This is a genomic window from Chitinophaga sp. XS-30, assembly GCF_008086345.1.
Lineage (GTDB): Bacteria > Bacteroidota > Bacteroidia > Chitinophagales > Chitinophagaceae > Chitinophaga.
The window spans coordinates 1,022,963-1,038,154 of the sequence record NZ_CP043006.1 but is presented as its reverse complement, the minus strand read 5'-3'; the positions used below and the strand labels follow the sequence as shown (position 1 = coordinate 1,038,154).

Genomic DNA, 15,192 nt, shown 5'->3' with positions numbered 1-15,192 from the left:
TAATCTTCAAACGGCCTTCGGTGACATCCGTTATAAACTATTATGCCGTCATTAAAAACGCCGTCTGATCCGTAAAAATTATAATGAACTGATGAACCATTCCCTCGTTTTACTATCCATCATTTCCCTGTTCCTCTTTTCCTCCTGTGCGCGCAAGATCACAGAGAATGGCAAGGCTTCCTATTATGCTGACAAGTTCCAGGGCCGGAAAACGGCCAGCGGCGAGATCTTCCGGCAACGCCGGATGACGGCTGCCCACAAGACCATTCCCTTTGGCACGAAGGTGAAGGTCACCAATCTTTCCAATGGCCGCACCATCAAAGTGCGTATCAACGACCGCGGCCCGTTCGTTGCCGGGCGCATCATAGATCTCTCCAGAAAGGCCGCCGGAAGGCTCGGCATGCTGAACGCCGGTGTTGTCAATGTGAAGATCCGGTACAAAAAATGATCGCTGTTTAACAATTTTTCGTCATATATTCGGGGTAATTGATGTGTTCAAATATGGATACCTGGTTTACCCTGCCTACCGTTTCCAATGAACGCCCTGCCATGACCAACTTGCCTGTTTACCCGGACTTTACCCTGACCCTTACCGGAGACGACTGGCGACAGGCCGAGTTTATCAATATCGACAAACTGTGTTGCGCGGGAGAAGAAATGGATGAGATCAAAGACATCCGGATCAATTACAGCAGAGAAATTGCCGATGGCCAGCGTTCATTTTTCCGCACACACGTCCGCCAGCGGATCGGGCCTGCTGATCTTTTCATTCCCCTCTTCGAGCTGAAAGCGATCCTCCGCACACAGGTAGTGGGCAGTATTGCCTGGGAAATACAATCCGGTTTTGTAAAACATGGTTTTGCATTGTCTACTCCTTCCGGTTGCTATTACGGCCTGGAGGAAAACGGTATCGTGAAAACGCTGGGCCTGCTGGAAGTTGGCGAATCCTCGGAAAAGACGATCCGGAGGCTGGTGAAAACCTATCATCTCATTTTTGTGCATTGGTGCGGATGCATCATTCAAACACCCTGACAATACGGGCTGCGTTTCACGAAACGTTATATTTCCACATCATGCAGACTTCTGACGAAGGCGATCACATCCTGCTGTTCCCCTGATGTCAGCTGCCGGGAATAATGCATGCCGGAAATAGTGTCCCGGTAATTGCGAAGGATGACAGCGGTAGCATTATGCGTGTCATTTCCGGACAAAGGGTCCTGCCCGTTGAACAGCGGGGCTATATGACAGGTGCCGCATTTTGCCTTCCCCATGAACAGATTGAAGCCCCGTATCTCCTTCCGGTCCAGCTGCTCCCCATTTCCGCGCATGAACCGGTCGAAACGGCTTTCCATCCTGGTAGCGGCCTCTTCTTCCGCTGAAAAAGGAAAGGCGCCCCTGGCGAATACGTGCGAAGCGGCGGGGTCAAGAAAGGCAACGGAATCGGCGTAGGGTATCTTCAGGGCTTCGCGGGCCAGCTTGATCCTGACGGACAAGGGATTCAGGTAATCATTGATAAACTCCGCCCGGGAAAATGTATCAAAACCGGTGGCGGTATCCAGCATCCGGCGGGCGCCGGCGAAAAGCTCCAGGGTATGCTCCACCAGTTCCGGATTGCGTTTTTCCAGTTTTTCCTGATAAAAAAGCCAAACGGCCTTTATCCCGTTGAGCGCAGATCGCGTTTCCAGCATACTTTCCTGCGCCAGCGGAGAATCGGCGCCACTGATCCCGAAAGCCAGTATCCTCACGATCTCCTGCCGCATGGCATCAAAAAGCTGTGCGTCGCCGACAGACAGAGAATCCGCCTCCGCCCTCAAAGCGCGGATACCGGATAACATTTTTTCCGAAACCGCCCGGATGCCCCCGGTATCTTTCTCCCGGATAAACGGGAACAACTTGGTTTCCAATGCGCCCAAACCGGAACTGCGTTGCGGATCATTCAGCATTGCCGCAGCAGCTGGCTGAAAATATTCCAGCAGCAACTCCAGCCGTTTATACACCCGTCTTGTTTCCAGGAACTGCTGTTGGATCTCGGGGTCGCTATCTTGTTGCTGTACGGATTCCAGCAGAAAGCCGGCTTCTTTCTCCAGCTGCCGGAGCTGCAGCTGATACCAGCTCCAGGTATGCCTGGCCTGTGGAGAAAGGTGACGGGCCCGCTGGCCGGAAATAACGGAAAAAAGTGTGGCAGCCATTGCAGCCAGGAATAAAATGCCTGTGCGCATGCAATGAAGCTACACCGCGTATGTTATCCGGCTGTTACGACAATCTTAATTTAATAAGAAGTATTTTAGCAGTATCTAAATTGTACCCGTATGGCTAAACGCGGACTTCTGCCCATTCCCGATGTCATCAATCCATTCAAGGTCAGAAAAAAAAGGCTGATGAACTTTAACCCGGTCACAGCCGCTACTTCGCGCAAACCGGTAGATCATGTGAAAGTCACTGTTTTCGAATATGATGCCCAAACGGTGCGGGAAGAAGTGATGGAACAGGTGGAAGACTGCCTGCGTTTTTCAAAAGGCGATTGTGTAAAATGGATCAATGTGGATGGTGTGCGCAGGCAGGAAGTAGAGGCCATATGCCGGGGTTTCAATATCCATCACCTGTTGATGGAAGATATCATGAGCGAAGGGCAGCGCGCGAAAATGGACGAGATCGGCGATTCTCTTTTTTGTCTCCTCCCGATGATGAGCTTCCGCGCGGAAAGCGCTTCGGTAGACCAAGAGCAGGTGAGCCTTTTGCTGCTCAATAATGTGGTGATCTCTTTCCAGGATGATCCGGGGCGGGATGTATTCAATCCGATCCGGGAGCGGCTGCGCAGCAACGGCACCAAGATCCGCAATTCGGGAGCGGACTACCTGCTGTATGCCTTGCTGGATGAGATCGTGGATAATTATTTTATGGTCATGGACAGCCTGGGGGAACGGGTAGAGCTGCTGGAAGAGATCATTCCCCGGCAGCCGAATAACCGGACGCTGGCCCGTATCAACTATTTAAGAAAAGAGATACTGCTGTTCAAACGGGGAATCGCGCCGGTGCGGGAGCTCACCAATGGCCTGCTGAAATCGGAAAGCAGCCTGATCGACGAAAGCACTTACAAATATTTCAAAGATGTGTACGATCATATTGTGCAGGCAAATGATCTTGCTGATAACTACCGGGACATGGTGATGAACCTGCAGGAGCTTTACCATGCGCAGATGTCGCAGAAACTGAATGAAGTGATGAAAGTACTGGCGGTGGTAACCACCCTGCTGGCGCCGCTGACGGTGATCACGGGAATTTACGGAATGAACTTCGAACGGATGCCGGAACTGAGGAACCCCAACGGCTATTTTATTGTGCTGGGGGTTATGCTGTTCATCTTCTCCGCCATGATCATTATTTTCCGGAAGCGCGGCTGGTTCTGAAATTATTTCTTCTTGAATACGGGCACTGTAGAGCAGGGTTCACCGTACATGATGCTTTTCACCACAGGGCGGAGCAGGCGGGTCACTTCCACATAAGCCGCTTCGGTAATTGTTTTGTCGCCACAACCTTTGATCACCACGCGCCCGTCCCGGTATTGTTCCGGATCAATGGTGGCGATATTTTTAAGGAACAGCGTTTTGTGCACGAATTCCTCATCCCCGAATGCGTAAAAAGCAGCCACCGGTTCCAGGTAAGCTGCCACCAGCATATAAGCCCAGATGGGGATGATCGCATCCGCCGTACACACGATCGCTACGTTCTTTCCACGGTACACTTCCCAGTCCAGCCCCTGCAAGGCGGCACGAAATTCCTTTTCCTTCAGGATCAATTCCATGAAAAGATGATCCTTCAGATCAAATACAGCCGTTTCTCCCTGCGGATAGAATTTTTCCAGGTCGATGGTGGTCAGTGCGCTTTGCGCTACTTTATTCACAATTTCTTCCATACTGCAAAATTACGGAATTTGGCCGCGCGGTGAACAACGGGGGTTAAGGATGACACGGGGTCAACAAAGCGGCTGACCAAAAGGAAAAACGAAGACTTTGAGGATGGCTTGGACGATCAGTACCTGAATAAATAAGGGCTGACCAAAATGTAATGGTCAGCCCTTAGACTATAATAACTATAATAAATATCAGATCAGTTGGCGGTAAAGAAGGATGCGCGGTTATCCTTGATGTCGCTTTTCTTTTTCAGCGCTTCGAATAACCTGTTATCTACAGCCTGGCGGAGGTTCTGTACATATGCGGCGCTCTGTTGCGGATAATCCAGGGCGGGTTGTCCGGATGGTACATAGTTGCTCACTTTCAGTACATATACCCCGCTGTTGCCCTGGATGGGCGCGGTGGATTTGGCGGTGCCCCAGGCCTTGTTGAAGGCGGCGCCGCTTACTCTCGGCTCAAACCCGAGGGAAGGAATAAAAGGAGAAGCGAAGCTGATGGCCTCTGCGGTCAGCACGGGCTGGTTGGTGGCGCTGGCTGCGGCTTCAATGGTCTCAGGCGATTTCATTTTCGCGATGATCTGGTCTGCCTTTTTGTTCTTCCTTACTTCTGCTTCTACCTGCGGACGAACTTCATCCAGCGGAGCAGTGCCTGCTTCGCGGGCGCCGGTCAGTACCGCTACAACGAATTTATCTTCCAAAGTGAACACGGGGCTCACATCACCTTTGTCTGCATTATAAGCCCAGCTTACAATTTCGCGGGCGCTACCGAGACCGGGAAGTACAAAGTCCATGGGGCCGATATTGTCCTGACGGCGTTTATCAAGCCCCTTTTCTTCCACCGTTTTCTGGAAAGTTTTCCAGTCACCGTTCTTTGAAGCAAAGTCGTTGGCCAGGGCCAGGGCTTCACTGCTCGTAGCCGGACTGGCATCCACTCTCTTGGCGAGGTAGGCGATCTTCAGGGCAGGCCCGAAGTTCTTCTGTTCCGTGATCTTTACAACGGCGTAACCGATGGGCATTTTCACTACTTTCAGCGCACCTGAATTGCCTTCGAAAGCAAAGTCTTTTACGGCCTGCAGTTCATTGGCAAAATATCCGTTGGGGGTGAGTGTGTATTCACCACCGTTCTGTTTGCTGTTGGGATCATCGGAGAACTGCAAGGCAAGTGCAGCAAAATCGCCGCCGCCGCGGATCACGGCTTCAAGGCTGTCTGCTCTTTTCTTTGCCAGGGAATCAGAAACACCCGGCTGTATGGCAATCAGTATTTCGCGGATCTTTACGGTATCGGGGAGTGTTTTGCGGTCCAGTACTTTTGCAAAAACCAGGAGATTGTTATCCTGGTAAGGGCCGTAAATTTTTCCTGCAGGCAGATCAATAATAGAATCTTTGGCAGGTACCTGGATGGTATTGCGCGGGGCATAGCCATCATAGAAAGGCAGTTCTGAATTCAGTTTGATGAATCCGGCTACATCGGGTGTGGTATCCAGTTCAGCTTTCAGCTTTTCGAATTCTTCGAATGCGAGTGCGGAATCCGCAGCGGAAGCCAGTGCATTGAAGGCCACATATTCAATTTTGCGATTGTCTTCAACCTGGAAGAGCGCTTTGTTTTCCTGTATATATTTATTCAGTTCTGCATCGGTTACTTTGATGGTGCTGTCCGGGATGGAAGCGTAGGGAACCTGTACATAGCTGATGTCAGCATTTTGTGCGTTGGCAGCGTGCTCTGTTTCTGCCAGCCATTTCGGATAGTGGATACCCTGGTGAACAAGGGTGATATATTTCTGATTTCTCTGGTATTCAGCGATCATCTGGTCGAAAGCGAGGATCTGCTGGCTCATCTGGCCGGTGGGGTCCTGCTTAACCTGTTCGGCTACACGTTGCAACACGCTGCGATCGAACTCCCCGGTCTGCGGATCAGCGAAATACTGGAGCACGAGGGGGTGAGGGTTCTTGCCGTAGATCTGGTCTGTGATCTCCGCTTCGGTGACGGCTATGCCAAGCTCATCATATTGCGCCTGCATGATCTTTTCACGAAGGAACTGGTCCCAGGCCTGTTCACGGATATATTGCTGCGTCTGGTCATCCAGGCTGGCACCCTGCATCTGCTGGCGCATTCTTTCCTGCATGCTCTCAATACGTTGCTGGTACTCGCGGTAATCCAGCTCTTCTCCATTTACCTCACCTACTTCCGTAGGTTGACTGAACATTGAGTTGTTGCCGAAAAAAACATCCTGCAGCAAAAAGCTCACAATAGCCAGGCATATCAATACGATAATGACAACGGCATATTTGTCCCTGATTTTCTGAATAACTGACATATATTATATAGTCTAAATTTTAGAGGTAGCAAAAATAGAATAAAATAGTTGTAACTACAAAATCGGTTTTTTAGCCCCGAAAGTCAATACAGTAAAGGATTTGAGCTACATTTTCCGGGCAGTGTTTTCCCATTTGATCCACACATTATCCACATTTTGTTTTTTATTGATGCATTATTCATTTCTCCGCCGGTTTTCCGGGAAAGCCTTTAAGTACACGGGTTTTTGGAACAAGCATATCCGTGGAACTGTATGCGGGTTATCCACAAAATAAGGATATCGGTTATATAATCCACAGGAATTTGTGAATTAAAATGGCGGTTGCCGGTATTTTTCTACCCCGGAGAAATTTCAGAAAACCGGGTCGTTTTTTCCACAGTTTATGTTAACAACCGTGGGGTTAACCCTGATTTCTGTGGGTAAACTGCCTTCCCGAAGGAGGTAAAACTAAATTTGTTTTTACGGCCGGAACAGTTCCGGCATTCGACACCGTGGATAACCTCCCTCTCTTAACATTTTCTTAATACTCCGGGCGGCAGAAAGTTGTTCAGTCCCCCCACTGTCCACACTGTGGATAAAACATGCCAAAGTCAGCAGCAGCGCGAAAAAGGCTTGTTAATTTCCTGTGGATAGCGGCAGGAATAATTATAACAAGTACATTTGTATATGGTTGTGAATCTGAGTTACCCCCATATTCACACCCCTAATAGTAGTGGGCTTTTTCTTCTTTTTAAAAAGAAAATTAAATCTATAGTTATGATTACGGCGTTATCGGAAGCAAAAAAAAATTTGCAGAAAAAAGGGTTCCTGGATATGGAGGTGGATGTTCAGCTGGATCTTTTTTCGGAAATCGACAGGCTCAAGAAAGAAAAGAACGCGATCATCCTGGCGCATTATTACCAGGAGCCGGATATACAGGATGTGGCGGATTATATTGGTGACAGTTTAGGCCTCAGCCAGCAGGCTGCAAAAACGGATGCGGATATTATTGTGTTTGCCGGTGTGCATTTTATGGCCGAAACAGCGAAGATCCTGAGCCCGCAGAAGAAGGTGCTTTTGCCGGACCTGAAAGCCGGCTGTTCGCTGGCGGACAGTGCGCCGCCGGAGTTGTTCCGGAAATTCCGCGAAAAGTACCCCGACCATATCGTGATTTCCTATATTAATTGTTCTGCGGGTATCAAAGCACTCAGCGATATCATTTGCACGAGCTCCAATGCCGAAAGGATCATCGAAAGCGTGCCGAAGGACCAACCGATCATCTTTGCACCTGACCGCAACCTTGGGGCTTATCTGATCAAAAAGACGGGTAGGGACATGGTGCTTTGGAACGGGGCGTGCATGGTGCATGAGATTTTCAGCCTGGAAAAGATCACCCGGCTGAAGATGCGGCACCCCGAGGCAAAGATCATTGCCCATCCGGAATGTGAGGCGCCGGTGCTGGCGATCGCTGATTTCATAGGTTCAACAACAGGCTTGCTGAAGTTTACCCAGCGGGATGATGCCCAGGAGTACATCGTGGTGACCGAAACCGGTATCCTGCACCAGATGCAGAAAGAGAATCCGCGGAAGACCTTTATTCCGGCGCCGCCGAACAACGCTTGTGCCTGCAATGATTGTCCGCATATGAAACTGAACACACTGGAGAAGTTGTACCTGTGTATGGAGTATGAGGAACCGGAGATCACGATGGATGAGAAGTTGCGGATTGCGGCGAAGAAGCCGATAGACAGGATGTTGGATATCAGTGCAAAAGCCGGGTTGTAGATTGTGGGGTGAGGAAGTGGTGAAGAATTTATTTTATGTTTATTATGTGATCTATATATTTATTTGATATTCAATTTTATGATGCGATTTTGAGGGTGTTTTAAATGGTATTTTGGTGGTTGGGATGTGGAAAAGAAGCTGCGGAATGAGGGAGATTAGGGTCTATGCGCTGCCAGATTACCAGATGTTTACCAGATGATGTTTGATAGCTGGTGAAGGTTTGGGTATCTGACTAGAAGGTTTTCGACATCGCCGATGCCGTATGTAATCTTGATGCGGGATTTCTTTTATGACCTGGGTAACAACATCTGCAAAAATAAAAAGAGGGTGTATCGAATTGATGATACACCCTCTTTTACTATTTTTTGATGAATGGATTAAACGGCCAGAATTTCTTCTACCCAGATGTTATCTGCTTCTGTTTTCCTGAGCGAGAGGTTATAGCCGGCAACGATGATGCAAATGGGGTCGCCGAGGGGAGCGATTTTTTCCACCTTGACGGTTTCTCCCGGAACGCAACCCATTTCCATGAGTTTGATATAAACATCACTTTTTTCGAATTCCCGGATCACTGCGCTTTTTCCAATCATGAGAGAAGATAGTTTGATCATATTTTTTTGTTAAGCGGGTTTAAAACCAGTCTGTGACCAGGGCCGCAGCTATTACATCGCAAAGGTATCGCACAAACATCAATATGCAAAAAATGAGCAAGCGTGAACGAACTTTTCACTATAATTTTACAAAATGGTTTATTTCTCTGCGCACGAAGTTAAAGTTGGTTTAAAGGACAGGACCAGGCTCAAAGGGTTTATCCGGGAGTTATTCGAACGGGAGGAACAGGGGCTTTCCAATCTGCAATATGTTTTTTGCAATGATGAGTATCTGCTGCGTATCAACCAGGAGTTTCTGAAGCACGACACTTACACGGATATCGTTACATTCGAACTGTCACCCGACCCGGATATAACAGAGGGGGAAATCTATATCAGCATAGATCGTGTGAAGGAAAATGCGGAGCGCTATGAGATAACCGAGAATTATGAATTGCACCGGGTGATGTTTCATGGTGCGTTGCATTTGTGCGGATACCGGGATAAGACCAAAAAGGAAGTGGAGATCATGCGCCAGAAAGAGGATGAATATTTGAAGCTGTATTTCGACAAGTAGTAGTATTGATGTTCCACGTGGAACATCTTTTTATAGTCAGCCACATGGGATGGAATATTTTCAGGAGGGTAATAATGAAGTCTCCTTTAATTAGGTTTCAGTGGTCATGCCTTCTTTCGGCACCTGATGTTCGTAATAATGAAGCCTCCTTTAATGAGGTTACTATTCTTTATTGTTTGTTGGATGTTTGGCTTTCGATCCTTCCCTCAGCGTGAACGATTCTCTACATAGATTCGAACTACTCCCTATTAGTTTTCAGGTTAAGCTGATGGAGTTAGTTGTTACCCTACCCTCTTCTTCGACATGAGGCCTTGCTTTTATCAAGCGGACTTGTTCTTATTACTGTTTATGGATTGAACCTATGTAGTTGTCTATCGTACCTGGTTGGCTCACTCCTTTCGGGCGTTTTATATGAGGATCTGCAGGATGATCGTTCCGTTGGCAGACCCTGGTTTGAGCCTTTGATGATTCCATCTGCGGGTACAGACTGATATTTGAGTTGCTACTGTTTAATCTTACAATAGCTATCGGACAGCTTCGATATCATCGCCATAAAAATGATGATTCTTTACCCCTCTTTGAATGCCTCCGGAGGGAGATGGGCATTCAAAAAGTTGAAAAGATTCGGGATAGCCGTCAGATCAAACCTTAACTTCTTTATTCAACCGTTAGATTACATCTGAACTATTTCACCTGAATTTAGTTGCTTTGTCCTACTCTTTACAATTGCATAAGACCTTGCTGTTTGTAATCAGCTTTGTTTTTCTTCTGTTTATGGATTGAACCTTTGATGGTACCTCCCGTATCTGTGTATTTATTAGATGCATTTAGATGACGTTAGGTGTTTCTATGGGAATTTTGTAAGGTTTCGTACCGTTCGTTAGTCCTGATTGAAGCTAATAATAACCCAGACTGCGGGGTTAACCCGATCCTTACCGGTTTCGGGCGCCGGGTTTAGCTATTGATGGAATACGGTAGTCCGGCATCTCAAGCTTTCCTCTGGAAATATTAGGGGAATGTCAGGGAAGGGGAACATCATTTTGCCTGGTGATTAACCGGCCTGTTGCGGAAACATGGAGTGATATGTGTCAGAGTTGGTTGTGGATTTTTTCATTTAAGAGCTTTCTTATCCGAGGTGAATGAAGTAATTATTTATTTGCTAAACCTGTAAAGAGGGGTTGCAACTAGTGAATGACATATTCCATCTTGCACTATTAGGCGGTTGACTACGACAGTCATCTACGGATATTTTCGGTGGTTGGGTTACGGGAATAGTATTTAGGTTGCGGAATAGCTACCTGGTTAACCTGGAGTTTGCTGGTTGTCATGCATTGGGGTGTGCAAGAGTTGAAAGAGGATCGGAGCCGTCTGTGTCTTGTGCATATTGCATAGTTGCTTTGAGTAAAAACCGTACTTCTTCCTTATTTATCAGCAGCGCAGTTCAAGATGTTCCACGTGGAACATCGGGATACCTATATTTATCCTCCTGTTTTTGCCCCACTCCCATCAATCTTTATATGTAACTTTGCACTTCAATTTTAAAATATGTTCCCATCTTACGATGTTATTGTTGTCGGGGCCGGCCATGCCGGATGTGAAGCTGCTGCAGCGGCGGCAAATATGGGGTCCCGGGTGTTGCTTGTTACCATGAATATGCAGACCATCGCCCAGATGAGTTGTAACCCGGCCATGGGAGGAATCGCAAAAGGACAGATCGTCCGGGAGATTGATGCACTTGGGGGATACTCTGGTATTGTTACCGATCAATCCATGATCCAGTTCAGGATGCTGAACCGCAGTAAAGGACCTGCTATGTGGAGCCCGAGAGTACAGAACGACCGCATGTTGTTCGCTGCCAAATGGCGGGAAGCGCTGGAGAATACCTCCCGGGTAGATTTTTATCAGGATATGGTAAAGGGACTGCTCGTGAAAAACGGGGTCTGCCATGGTGTAGTTACCGGATTAGGACATGAGATTGAGGCCAAAGCAGTGGTATTGACCAATGGAACATTCCTGAACGGGGTGATCCATATCGGGGATAAACAGTTCGGTGGAGGACGTGTTGCGGAAAAAGCGGCGACCGGCATAACGGAACAACTCCTGTCACTGGGTCTTGAAAGCGATCGCCTTAAAACAGGCACTCCCCCCAGGATAGATGGCAGAAGTCTCGATTACTCCAAAATGGAAGAACAAAAAGGGGATGAAGAGATCGTTGGCTTCTCTTATATGGACGTGGAAAAGATCAGACCTGAGCAACAAAGAAGTTGTTTCATTACCTATACCAGCGAACAGGTGCATGATATTTTACGTACAGGATTTGATCGCTCCCCCATGTTTCAGGGCAGAATACAGGGAACAGGCCCCCGGTATTGCCCAAGTATTGAAGACAAGATCAACCGTTTCGCTGAAAGAGAAAGGCACCAGCTTTTCGTAGAACCGGAAGGCTGGAACACCGTGGAGATATATGTAAATGGTTTTTCTACCTCCTTGCCCGAAGACGTTCAGCAAAAAGCGCTGCGCCTGGTACCCGGTTTTGAAAATGCCAGAATGTTCAGACCAGGATATGCGATAGAATATGATTACTTCCCCCCTACCCAGCTGCAGTTCTCCCTGGAAACAAAACAGGTATCGAACCTATTCTTCGCGGGCCAGATCAACGGCACTACCGGATATGAGGAAGCAGCATGCCAGGGTTTAATGGCAGGTATCAATGCACACCTCAAAGTCAGGGAACAGGAACCGCTGGTATTGAAACGCAGTGAAGCCTATATCGGTGTACTGATAGATGACCTGATCAACAAAGGGACCGATGAACCTTATCGCATGTTTACCTCCCGGGCAGAGTTCCGCACGCTGCTCAGGCAGGATAATGCTGATCTCCGCCTGACGGAAAGAAGCTACAAACTGGGATTGGCTACCGAAGAAAGAATGCAGAAAATGAGCGATAAACTTTCCGGTGTGGAAAAGGCAAAGACTATACTGAAGGAACTGGCGCTGGAACCCGGGGAGGCCAATGCCTGGCTGAACAGCAATAACTCTGCTCCGCTTACGCAAAAACAAAGAGCGCATCAGCTATTGCTTCGCCCCGGACTGGATATTATATCCATGAAAGATCATCTTCCCAGTGTGGCAAACGCCCTTAAAGATTTCGGAAGAGATGTACTGGAACAGGTAGAGATCCAGGTAAAGTATGATGTATATATAGAAAAGGAAAATGAGCTGGTAAAAAGAATGAGCCAACTGGAGGATCTGGTGATACCGGATGCATTTGATTATTCAAAACTCGTATCCCTTTCCAACGAAGCCCGTCAGAAATTTACGAAGATCAAACCACGGACTTTAGGACAAGCCAGCCGGATCAGCGGAGTGAATCCCAGTGATGTTCAAATTCTCATGGTGTACATGGGGCGATGACGTATCATTTGTTCAAATACGCGGGGTGCCATGGTGTTGGCGCCCTTTTTTTGCGTCAGCACGCCAAAAATAGATAAGATATTGATTTTCAGTAAGAAAAGTCGACTTTACCAGACCCCTCAAATTTTAATGATCCCGGGTTGGATAAGGTAACGCTATCAAAAAAGGATAAAGTCCGAAATATCGCCTGAAAATGCGATTTTTGAAGAAATCGGGAAATTGAACCAAAAATCAGGGACAATGTTATTGATTTATCCATCCGAGGCAACCCACTTGTACCCATGACCGTAAGAAGAGGGTAAAACTTATACGTTAACGTAGTTAAGCAGTGCAGGACATATCTGAAATTATCGAAGGTTGCAGGCAATGGAGCCGCAGCAGCCAGGAAGCACTTTACCGGCAGTTCTTTGGATATGCCATGGCTATCTGTTTACGTTATTCGAACAATAAACAGGAAGCGATTGAAATACTGAACGACGGCTTCCTTAAAATTTTTAACCACATCGATTCCTACGATATATCCCGGCCTTTCAAAAGCTGGCTAAGCAAGATCATGGCCAACACCGCCATTGATCATTTAAGAAGCAGAAAGAAGATCTCCTTTTCCGATGATATTACCCAGGCCTATGATCTTGGTGTAACGGACGATGCAGCTATGGATAAACTTTCTTACGATGAAATTCTCCAGCTAGTTCAAAAGCTTCCCCCTGCTTACCGGACAGTTTTTAATCTATATGTGATGGAAGGGTTCCAGCATCAGGAAATTGCCGCGATGCTCGGTATTTCCGAAGGCACTTCCAAATCCAATTTATTCAAGGCAAAACGGATATTGAAAGAGAAGATAGAGGAACAATCATCATTTAATAATTATCCCGACACCGGCATGATCGGTGCAACCATGCAAAAATGAGCGAACAGTTTGAAAATAGTATTCGTAAAAAACTGCAGGATGCGGAAATGCCATTTGATCCCGCCGCATGGGAACAAATGAAGAAACGGCTCGATGATCCGCGCCGCCGCCGTCCTGTTTTTTTCTGGTGGATACTTTCCGGGCTGCTGATCTTTATTGCCGCAGGAAGTTTCTGGTGGTGGAGCGGGCAGCAGCAAACATCAGCAGAAAGACCACTTACAAGTATTGAGGATATTCCACATTCCACAACCATTCCATCGCCGGAAAAAGCATCCGGTGAAACCGAACCGTTGTTGCCTGCGGTATTGCCCCCAGCTTCTCCTGGGAACCCATCATCGTTTGCAGCGGAGCCGTCTGCTCCCCGAAGAAGCGTTGCAACGGTGCATCATCAAAAGGAAAAAAACAATGGAGATGTGGATAAGGAGGCGGTGAATTTACCGGGGGAAACGGAACAAGTTACCGTAGCGCAGCAATCGCCAGGCGCCGCTACTGCAAAGACGGATACCAGCGGACAGCAACTCCCTGCGAAGGTGGAAGAAACCGCCGCACCGGTAGCCGCACCGGCAGACAGCTTGCCGGAGAAAAAGAAACGGAAAGGTTTTGAGGGAGGCATCACCATCGGGCCTGATGTGAATATTGCATCCTCGATGAAAATGGGCCGGGTGGGGTTAAGCACCGGTATTATCCTGCGATATCATTTTAATGATCGCTGGAGCATTCAGGCGGGTGCGGTCTATTCCAAAAAACTTTATGGGGCAACGCCTAAGGATTATCATTTCGATTATCCTGTAACCTATACAAAGATCGATGCTGATTGTAATGTACTGGATATTCCGCTGAACGCCAGTTACCGGTTTCTCACACAACCAGGAGGCAGCTGGAGCCTGGTTGCCGGCGCATCTTCTTATTTTATGCTCAATGAAAAGTATGATTACTTCTACGAGAACGGTACAAAACGTTCTCATGAATACAGCAACCGCAACCACCATTATTTTTCCGTACTGAACCTTGGGGTGAACTGGGAAAAACGTACAACCGGCATGTTGCAATGGTCATTGCAGCCGTATGTAAAAGTGCCGCTGGGCGGAGTTGGAGAAGGGAGGGTGAAGCTTTATTCCGCGGGCCTTTCCCTCCAGGTAACGATGGGGAAAAAATAGATCAGCGGTTCTTTTTCTCCCGCAACGATTTGTACACCCGGATAGCGATCATCAGCACGATCGCAAAAATGACCAGTCCGGCTACTGCCCACACCATGCTCAGCATGCTTTTCAGCACCACGAGGAAAACGATGGCCACGAGGAAGAGGGTGGCCACTTCGTTCCATACCCTTAATTGTGTGGAAGTAAACCTGAACTTGTTTTGCCCGAAGCCCTTGTAAATGCTGTGCAGGAAAAAATGATAGCCGTACAAGCCAGCAACGAAAGCCAGTTTCACCCACATCCATCCGGGAATGGAGCCATAGAGGATCAGCATCCATGGTCCGAATATCAGCGTAAGGATAGCGGAAGGCCATGTAATGCCCAGCCAGAGCCGTTTCATCATGATCCTGAATTGATCCTGCAGAATACTGCGGCGAGGTTCCTCTTCCGCCAGGGCTTCCGTATGATATACAAAAAGGCGCACGATATAAAATAACCCGGCAAACCAGGTAACGATAAAAATGATGTGCAGCGCCTTGATGTAGAAGTAATACATGTGCTGCAAATTACATA

The 15,192-nt window shown here is 47.8% G+C and carries 13 protein-coding genes; 8 read left to right on the top strand and 5 right to left on the bottom strand.

The annotated features are described in order from the left end of the window. Positions 1-91 precede the first annotated feature (91 nt). The gene (locus FW415_RS04385; RefSeq protein ID WP_148383074.1) at positions 92-448 is read left to right on the top strand and encodes a septal ring lytic transglycosylase RlpA family protein; all 357 of its coding nucleotides are present in this window, start codon (positions 92-94) and stop codon (positions 446-448) included. Positions 449-501: 53 nt separating this feature from the next. Beyond that, positions 502-1,032 (top strand): hypothetical protein, encoded by a 531-nt coding sequence (locus FW415_RS04380; RefSeq protein WP_148383073.1) that lies wholly within the window; start codon positions 502-504, stop codon positions 1,030-1,032. Between the two features lie 26 nt (positions 1,033-1,058). Here the strand turns inward: FW415_RS04380 and FW415_RS04375 are convergent, their stop codons facing one another. Further along, positions 1,059-2,189: a hypothetical protein gene (locus FW415_RS04375; RefSeq protein WP_148383072.1), complete on the bottom strand. Its 1,131-nt coding sequence runs from the start codon at positions 2,187-2,189 to the stop codon at positions 1,059-1,061. 120 nt (positions 2,190-2,309) lie between these two features. On the opposite strand from FW415_RS04375, the gene corA reads away from it, so the two are divergent. Beyond that, a complete protein-coding gene (gene corA, locus FW415_RS04370; protein ID WP_148383071.1) occupies positions 2,310-3,407 on the top strand; it encodes a magnesium/cobalt transporter CorA in 1,098 nt (365 codons plus the stop codon). Positions 3,408-3,409: 2 nt separating this feature from the next. Here corA and FW415_RS04365 read toward each other — a convergent pair whose 3' ends face one another. Both FW415_RS04365 and FW415_RS04360 read right to left on the bottom strand, forming a co-directional pair. Continuing rightward, the gene (locus FW415_RS04365) at positions 3,410-3,913 is read right to left on the bottom strand and encodes a DUF2480 family protein (protein ID WP_148383070.1); all 504 of its coding nucleotides are present in this window, start codon (positions 3,911-3,913) and stop codon (positions 3,410-3,412) included. Between the two features lie 194 nt (positions 3,914-4,107). Continuing rightward, positions 4,108-6,225, bottom strand: coding sequence for a peptidylprolyl isomerase (locus tag FW415_RS04360; protein ID WP_148383069.1), 2,118 nt, complete (start codon positions 6,223-6,225; stop codon positions 4,108-4,110). Between the two features lie 756 nt (positions 6,226-6,981). On the opposite strand from FW415_RS04360, the gene nadA reads away from it, so the two are divergent. Further along, positions 6,982-7,989, top strand: coding sequence for a quinolinate synthase NadA (nadA, locus tag FW415_RS04355; protein ID WP_148383068.1), 1,008 nt, complete (start codon positions 6,982-6,984; stop codon positions 7,987-7,989). 377 nt (positions 7,990-8,366) lie between these two features. Here the strand turns inward: nadA and FW415_RS04350 are convergent, their stop codons facing one another. Next, entirely contained in the window at positions 8,367-8,600 is a 234-nt protein-coding gene (locus FW415_RS04350) for a FeoA family protein (RefSeq protein WP_148383067.1), read from the bottom strand. 133 nt (positions 8,601-8,733) lie between these two features. Between FW415_RS04350 and ybeY the strand changes: the two genes are divergently transcribed. The 4 genes from ybeY to FW415_RS04330 all read left to right on the top strand — a co-directional run bounded on the left by ybeY (position 8,734) and on the right by FW415_RS04330 (position 14,637). After that, positions 8,734-9,156, top strand: coding sequence for an rRNA maturation RNase YbeY (gene ybeY, locus FW415_RS04345; protein ID WP_148383066.1), 423 nt, complete (start codon positions 8,734-8,736; stop codon positions 9,154-9,156). Positions 9,157-10,701: 1,545 nt separating this feature from the next. Next, positions 10,702-12,570: a tRNA uridine-5-carboxymethylaminomethyl(34) synthesis enzyme MnmG gene (gene mnmG / locus FW415_RS04340; protein WP_148383065.1), complete on the top strand. Its 1,869-nt coding sequence runs from the start codon at positions 10,702-10,704 to the stop codon at positions 12,568-12,570. Positions 12,571-12,898: 328 nt separating this feature from the next. Beyond that, positions 12,899-13,480, top strand: a complete 582-nt coding sequence (locus FW415_RS04335) for an RNA polymerase sigma factor (RefSeq protein WP_148383064.1) — start codon at positions 12,899-12,901, stop codon at positions 13,478-13,480. After that, a complete protein-coding gene (locus FW415_RS04330; RefSeq protein WP_148383063.1) occupies positions 13,477-14,637 on the top strand; it encodes an outer membrane beta-barrel protein in 1,161 nt (386 codons plus the stop codon). Before FW415_RS04335 ends, FW415_RS04330 begins: the two co-directional genes overlap by 4 nt. Before the next feature lies 1 nt (position 14,638). Here the strand turns inward: FW415_RS04330 and FW415_RS04325 are convergent, their stop codons facing one another. Further along, on the bottom strand, positions 14,639-15,175 hold the full coding sequence (locus FW415_RS04325) for a CopD family protein (protein WP_148383062.1): 537 nt from the start codon (positions 15,173-15,175) through the stop codon (positions 14,639-14,641). Positions 15,176-15,192 lie beyond the last annotated feature (17 nt).